This window comes from Stenotrophomonas sp. P5_A8 (genome assembly GCF_056400545.1).
In genome coordinates, this window is record NZ_JBFULB010000227.1 from 1 (window position 1) to 6,517 (window position 6,517).

Annotated in this window: 4 protein-coding genes and 1 pseudogene; 4 read left to right on the top strand and 1 reads right to left on the bottom strand. The window is 67.5% G+C overall.

The features are described from left to right. The 4 genes and pseudogenes from AC1DQP_RS14740 to AC1DQP_RS14755 form a co-directional block, all read left to right on the top strand. Positions 1-205 (top strand): annotated as a pseudogene (locus tag AC1DQP_RS14740) (N-formylglutamate deformylase); the annotation flags it as partial. Further along, a complete protein-coding gene (gene hutU, locus AC1DQP_RS14745; RefSeq protein ID WP_478051884.1) occupies positions 202-1,869 on the top strand; it encodes a urocanate hydratase in 1,668 nt (555 codons plus the stop codon). The pseudogene AC1DQP_RS14740 and the gene hutU, both read left to right, overlap by 4 nt. Positions 1,870-2,208: 339 nt before the next feature. Further along, positions 2,209-3,660 (top strand): serine hydrolase domain-containing protein, encoded by a 1,452-nt coding sequence (locus AC1DQP_RS14750; protein ID WP_478051885.1) that lies wholly within the window; start codon positions 2,209-2,211, stop codon positions 3,658-3,660. Positions 3,661-4,102: 442 nt separating this feature from the next. Continuing rightward, the gene (locus AC1DQP_RS14755; protein WP_457319622.1) at positions 4,103-6,211 is read left to right on the top strand and encodes a TonB-dependent receptor family protein; all 2,109 of its coding nucleotides are present in this window, start codon (positions 4,103-4,105) and stop codon (positions 6,209-6,211) included. Positions 6,212-6,319: 108 nt separating this feature from the next. Here the strand turns inward: AC1DQP_RS14755 and AC1DQP_RS14760 are convergent. Next, positions 6,320-6,517: hypothetical protein (locus AC1DQP_RS14760; RefSeq protein WP_478051886.1), on the bottom strand; the 198-nt coding region annotated here is incomplete at its 5' end.

A 6,517-nucleotide genomic window follows, 5' to 3' on the forward strand; every position in this document is an offset into this window, starting at 1 on the left:
CTACAGCGGCATCCCCGCTGGCGTTCACAGCCTGCAGATGGAGCTGGCCTGCCGTGGCTACATGCACGAGCCGGCCCCGGACCAGGTGGACGAACACAGCTGGCCCACCCCGCTCGACCCCGACCACGCCGCACCGCTGCGCCACACCCTGGCGCAGGTGCTCAACGCCTGCCTTGCATTCGCTACGAACCGGAGCGCCGCATGACCCGCAACGACCCGACCCGCACCATCATCGCGCCCACCGGCACCACCCTCACCGCCAAGAGCTGGCTGACCGAAGCGCCGCTGCGCATGCTGATGAACAACCTGCACCCGGACGTGGCCGAACGCCCGCAGGAACTGGTGGTGTACGGCGGCATCGGCCGCGCCGCGCGCGACTGGGAGAGCTTCGATGCCATCGTGGAAACGCTCACGCGCCTGGACGACGACCAGACCCTGCTGGTGCAGTCGGGCAAACCGGTGGGCGTGTTCCGCACCCACGTGGATGCGCCGCGTGTGCTGATCGCCAATTCCAACCTGGTGCCGCGCTGGGCCAACTGGGACCACTTCAACGAGCTCGATAAAAAGGGTCTGGCGATGTATGGCCAGATGACCGCCGGCAGCTGGATCTACATCGGTGCGCAGGGCATCGTGCAGGGTACCTACGAGACCTTCGTGGAGATGGGCCGCCAGCATTACAACGGCAGCCTGGCCGGCAAGTGGCTGTTCACCGGTGGGCTGGGCGGCATGGGCGGCGCGCAGCCGCTGGCTGCGGTGATGGCCGGTGCCTCGTGTCTTGCGGTGGAATGCCGCAAAAGCAGCATCGAAATGCGCCTGCGGACCGGCTACCTGGACACCTGGACCGACGACCTGGATGAGGCGCTGCGCCTGATCGAGGAATCGTGCACCGCCAAGAAGCCGCTCTCGGTGGGCCTGCTCGGCAATGTCGCCGACGTGCTGGACGAGCTGCTGGTACGCGGGGTCAAGCCGGACCTGCTGACCGACCAGACCTCAGCGCACGACCCGGTCAACGGCTACCTGCCGCAGGGCTGGACCGTGGAGGAATGGGACGACAAGCGAGTGTCGGCACCGAAGGGGGTGGAGAAGGCCGCGCGCGAATCGATGGCCAACCACATCCGCGCCATGCTCGCCTTCCACGCGTTGGGCGTACCCACCGTGGACTACGGCAACAACCTGCGCCAGATGGCGCTGGAAGAAGGCGTGGAAGACGCGTTCGATTTCCCCGGCTTCGTGCCCGCCTACATCCGCCCGCTGTTCTGCCGGGGCATCGGCCCGTTCCGCTGGGTGGCGCTCAGCGGCGATCCGGAGGACATCGCCAAGACCGATGCCAAGGTCAAGGAGCTGATTCCGGACAACCCGCACCTGCACCGCTGGCTGGACATGGCCGCCGAGAAGATCAAGTTCCAGGGCCTGCCCGCGCGCATCTGCTGGGTTGGCCTGGGCGACCGTGACCGGCTCGGCCTGGCCTTCAACGAGATGGTGGCCAGCGGCGAACTGAAGGCACCGGTGGTGATCGGCCGCGATCATCTGGACAGCGGTAGCGTGGCCTCGCCCAATCGCGAAACCGAAGCCATGCAGGATGGTTCGGACGCGGTCTCCGACTGGCCGTTGCTCAACGCCCTGCTCAATACCGCCAGCGGCGCCACCTGGGTGTCACTGCACCATGGCGGTGGCGTGGGCATGGGCTTCTCGCAGCATGCCGGCATGGTGATCGTCTGCGACGGCACCGAAGCGGCCGCCAAGCGCATCGCGCGCGTGCTGTGGAACGACCCGGCCACGGGCGTGATGCGGCATGCCGATGCCGGGTATGAGATCGCGGTGGAATGCGCGAAAGAAAAGGGGCTGGATCTGCCGGGGATTCTGGGCTGATCGAGCGGCGTTCCGACCAACGTCGTGACCTGCCGGGGATCGCGGCGTAGCTGCGCCGTGGGTGGTTGCGCTTTGATCGGGCATTGCGTGCAGCCACCCGTGGGGTGGCTCTACCTGGCGGGACCTCCCCCGGTAGAGCCACCCCATGGGTGGCTGCGCTTTACCCGTACTCCATCACCGCATAATGCGGATGTGCATCGGCCAACGGCAGGTGGGGCCCGGCGGTCAAGCGCCTCCGCCCCAACGCTTGGCCCTTGACCCGCGCCGCAGGTCCAACCAGAGTTGGCGCTTGCAACCAATGAGGCAAGTGTCGTGCGTACTTCCGTGTCCGAGCGCACCATGATCCGTCCTCTGCGCGCTGCAATGATCTTGCTCTGCCTTCTGTCGGCTGTCGTGTCGGCAGCCCCTGTGGCCTTGTCTTCCCAACTCGACGCGCAGTTGCAGACCAACCGCGAACGCTACGGCATCGCCGGCCAGGCGGTACTCGTCGCGCACAACGGCGCGGTCGTCTACGAGGGTGCCAGTGGTGAGCGCGACCCGGCCTCCCACGCCCCAGCCGCCGTCGATACCGTCTTCGCCGCACAGTCAGTCGCCAAGCTGTTCACCAGTACGCTGGTGATGCAATTGGTGGAACAAGGAAAGGTAGCGCTGGACGCACCCGCCAGTCGTTACGTACCCAACCTGCCCGCGCCGTGGCAGGCGATCCGAGTGCGCGACTTCCTCAACCACAGCTCCGGGGTGGCCGAGTACTACGACCGGCAGGGCGACCGTCTGATCAGCAAGGGCTACGACGGGCTCGCGCCGACCCTCGCCGCAGCCCTGGCCGTGGCCGGCGCGGCCCCCATGCAGTTCGCACCCGGCAGCCAGGTCCGCTACACCCAGGTCAACTACCTCGTGCTCACCGCCCTTCTCGAAGCGCACTACGGCAAGCCCTATCCGGCCATCGCGCGCCAGCGCATCCTGCAGCCGTTGAAGTTGCGCAACACCTGGCTCGGGCAGGCAGGCGTACCGCACGATCGTGTTGCCGCGCCCTACATCGGCGAACACGGTCAACTGCACCAGGCCAATGAACAACCCTGGCCTGATTACGGTTGGGGCCATGCCGACCTGCAGACCACCGTGGGCGACATGAACCGGTTCCTGCAGGCCCTGGCTACCGGCAAGCTGTTGCGACCGGCGACGCTGGAGGCGCTGTGGCAGCCGCAGACACTGGCCGACGGCGGCGTCAATTTCTTCTCCAGCGGCTGGGATAGCAACCGCAACGACGGCTACACCCAGGTCGGCCACGATGGTGGTACCCGGGTCCGCGCCCGCCTCGCCTACAAGGGCACGCTGGCCGACGGCTACTGGGTGTTCGTGTACTTCACCAATGGCAGCGCCCGCAACGTGTGGTCGAGCACGCTGGTGGACAGCACGATGGCCGTGGCGGCACAACAGGCGTTCCCGCATGCCGTGCTGTCCGAACGATTGATTGGCTATGCCTTGGACAGCAATGCCGGCGCCGAGACGGCGCTCCGAGCATGGCTGCGCGATGACAGCGGTATCCCCGACGACGAGCGCGAGCGCGTAATCAACGCCACCGGTTACGCCATCCGCGAAAATCTGGGCGCGCGCCCGGCGTTGAAGGTGTTTACCCTCAACAGCGCGTTGTATCCGGACTCGGCCAATGTGTGGGACAGCCTGGCCGACTGCCATGCCGCGCTCGGTGACAAAGAAATCGCCGAGACGCTCTACGCGAGATCGCGCGCGATGGGCAAGCCGGCATCTGGCGTCGGGCCCGCTCGGCCCTGAAATGGACAGACGCGCAGGCCAGGGAATGCATGGGACGCAAGCAACGAGGTCTTCTCGACCCCCTGGTCAAATGGCCCTCATACGCCATCGTCGGTGCCGCGCGCCTGGTTTCACCACGCTGCTGGTTTTCCCGCTTCGCTGACTTGTGGCCTCCGCTGGCATCGCGACCCTGCAGACGCTGTAGCGCGCCGCTGGTGGAGGGTCGCAACCGCAGAACCGGCGAGATGTTCATGGGCTGCAGTCGCTTTCCCGCCTGTCGCGGCTGAGGGCTGCGGATTTCCGTCGATCTGGTGCACGTTCAACCGGCGGGACGACGTGCAGCCGAGCATGGCTCGGCTCTACCCGGGGCCGGTGCCGGCCGATGGCCATACGGTCGTGACGGGTGACGGGCGGCGCCGCACCTGTTAACTTGCGCGCCAGTTTTTTAGTTTACAGCCTCCCCATGCCCTTGCAGTCGTATCGTCCTACCCGTTGCCCGATCTCCCTGGCGGTCGCCCTCGCGCTGTCGGCCAGCGCCCATGCCGCCCCGCAGGCGACCACCCTGGACGCCGTCAACGTCACTGCCGCCAGCGAGACCGAGCAGGTCCGCGCGGCGCTCAAGCGCGTGCCCGGTGCCGGCAACGTGGTGGACCTGACCAACGCCGACCGTCGCCTGGCCACCAGCGCCGATGTGCTGGCCTACCAGCCCGGCATCAGCGCGCAATCACCCGGCAACGAAGGCGCCAAGGTGTCCATCCGTGGCTCGGGCATCAACCGTGGGCCGGGCGCGCATGCGTCGGGCATTTCGGTGTCGCTGGATGGACTGCCGCTGACCGGCCCTGGCGGCACGCCGTACGAGCTGCTGGAACCGCTGTGGCTGAGCCGTGTAGAGGTGCTGCGTGGCGCCAACGGTTTCGAGCGCGGTGCGCTGGCACTGGGCGGTGCGATCAACTACATCAGCCGCAGCGGCCGCGATTCGGCCGGGCTGGAGCTGCAGTACGAAGCCGGCAGCCGTGGCTACCAGAAGCGCAGCGTCGGCTACGGCGGCGTGAGCGGCGATGTCGACTACTACCTCGCCTACACCGATACCGAGTTCGACGGCTACCAGCGCCATGCCAGCGGCGACGGCAAGGGTGCGATGGCCAACCTTGGCTGGCAGATCACCCCGCAGCTGGAAACCCGCTTCTTCGTGCGCTACCGCGAGACCAATCACGAAACGCCCGGGCGCCTGACCCGCGACCAGATACGCAACGACCCGCGCGCGGCCAATCCGGCCAACCTGGCCATCGATGCACGCCGTCCGCAGCCGGGCAGCACCTGGATCGGCAACATGACCACCTGGCAGATCGATGAGGCGTCCTCGCTGCAGGCCGGGCTGGTCTACCACACCTACCCGATGGACTTGAACGAGAGCCTGTACCGGCAGCAGCTGGACTACAGCAACCTCAACGCGACGCTCGACTACCGCCACCGGCATGTACTGTTCGGCCGCGACAGCGTGACCACGCTCGGCCTGCGCGTCACCCACGACCTCGATGCAGACGTGCGCGAGACCCTGCGCTTTGCCAGCAACGGCTATGCCGCCGGCACCCACACGCGCGACTTTTCGCACCACGGCACCGACAGCACGCTTCACGTCGGCAACGATCTGGCGCTCACCGATGCCCTGCACCTGCAGACCGGGCTGGCGCTGATCAACACCCGCCGCGATGTGCAGGTCACCTGGCCGGCCACCCCCGAACGCCTTCGCGAGCAGCAGTGGGATTACGCGCCGCGCCTGGGCTTCACCTGGCAACAGACGCCGCAGGTGCAGTGGCTCGGCAACCTGAGCCGCTCGGTGGAGCCGGCGCACCCGTGGTCGATGATCTGGGGCTCGAACCAGTACTTCGGCGCCGGCAACGGTGCCTCCACCGGTCGCCAGCGCGCGCCCGTGCAGCTGGACAACCAGACCGCGACCACGCTGGAGCTGGGTGCACGGGGCGACAGCGCGCTCGGCCGCTGGGAGCTGACCGGCTATTACGCGCGGGTACTGCACGAGCTGCTCACCGTGGAGGTGATGCCGGTACCGAACCTGTTCGTGGCCGAAAACAACGCCAGTCCCACCACACACCGTGGCCTGGAAGCCGGGCTGGACAGCACGCTGTGGGAAGGCCGCGATGGCCGCCTGTCGCTGCGCCAGACGTACACCTTCAGTGACTTCCGCTACCGGCATGACGCCCTGTTCGGCAACAATCGACTACCGGGCTTGCCGCGCCACTACTACCAGGCCGAGCTGCGCTACGACCACCCGACCGGCTTCTACGCCGCGCTCAACACCGAGTACGCCTCGACGATGTTCGTGGACTACGCCAACAGTTTCCGCGCCGACAGCCACGCGATCTTCGGCAGCCGCATCGGGTTCGACGCACCCAACGGGCGCTGGCAGGCGTGGGCGGAGCTGCGCAACATCGGCGACCGCCACTACGCGGCCACGGTGACGCCCGGCTACAACGATGCCGGCAAGGACGTGGCCCGCTCGACGCCCGGTGAAGGGCGCGGCGTGTATGCAGGGCTGCGCTGGCGCTTTGAGTGAGCTGAGCGGCCGGCGTGCAGCGGCCCTGCCGCTGCCGTCGGTGGCGGCGACCCAGTAGAAATACTGAGCCAAACGCGGGCGATTGCCGTGGCACAAGCGTGACGCCAGTCAGATCGCGCTGGCCTGCGCGAACAGTGCCATGTACATCGCCACCACCGCGATGCTGCCCGCGACCAGCATCGAAGCCAGGCCGACCACGCCGGCCAGCCAGCGGCCGTGCACACCGCCGAAGCGCCAGACCAGCAACACCACCAATGGCCCCAACCACGCCAGCGGGTAGCCCGCGGCGAATGCACTGGTGAGCGA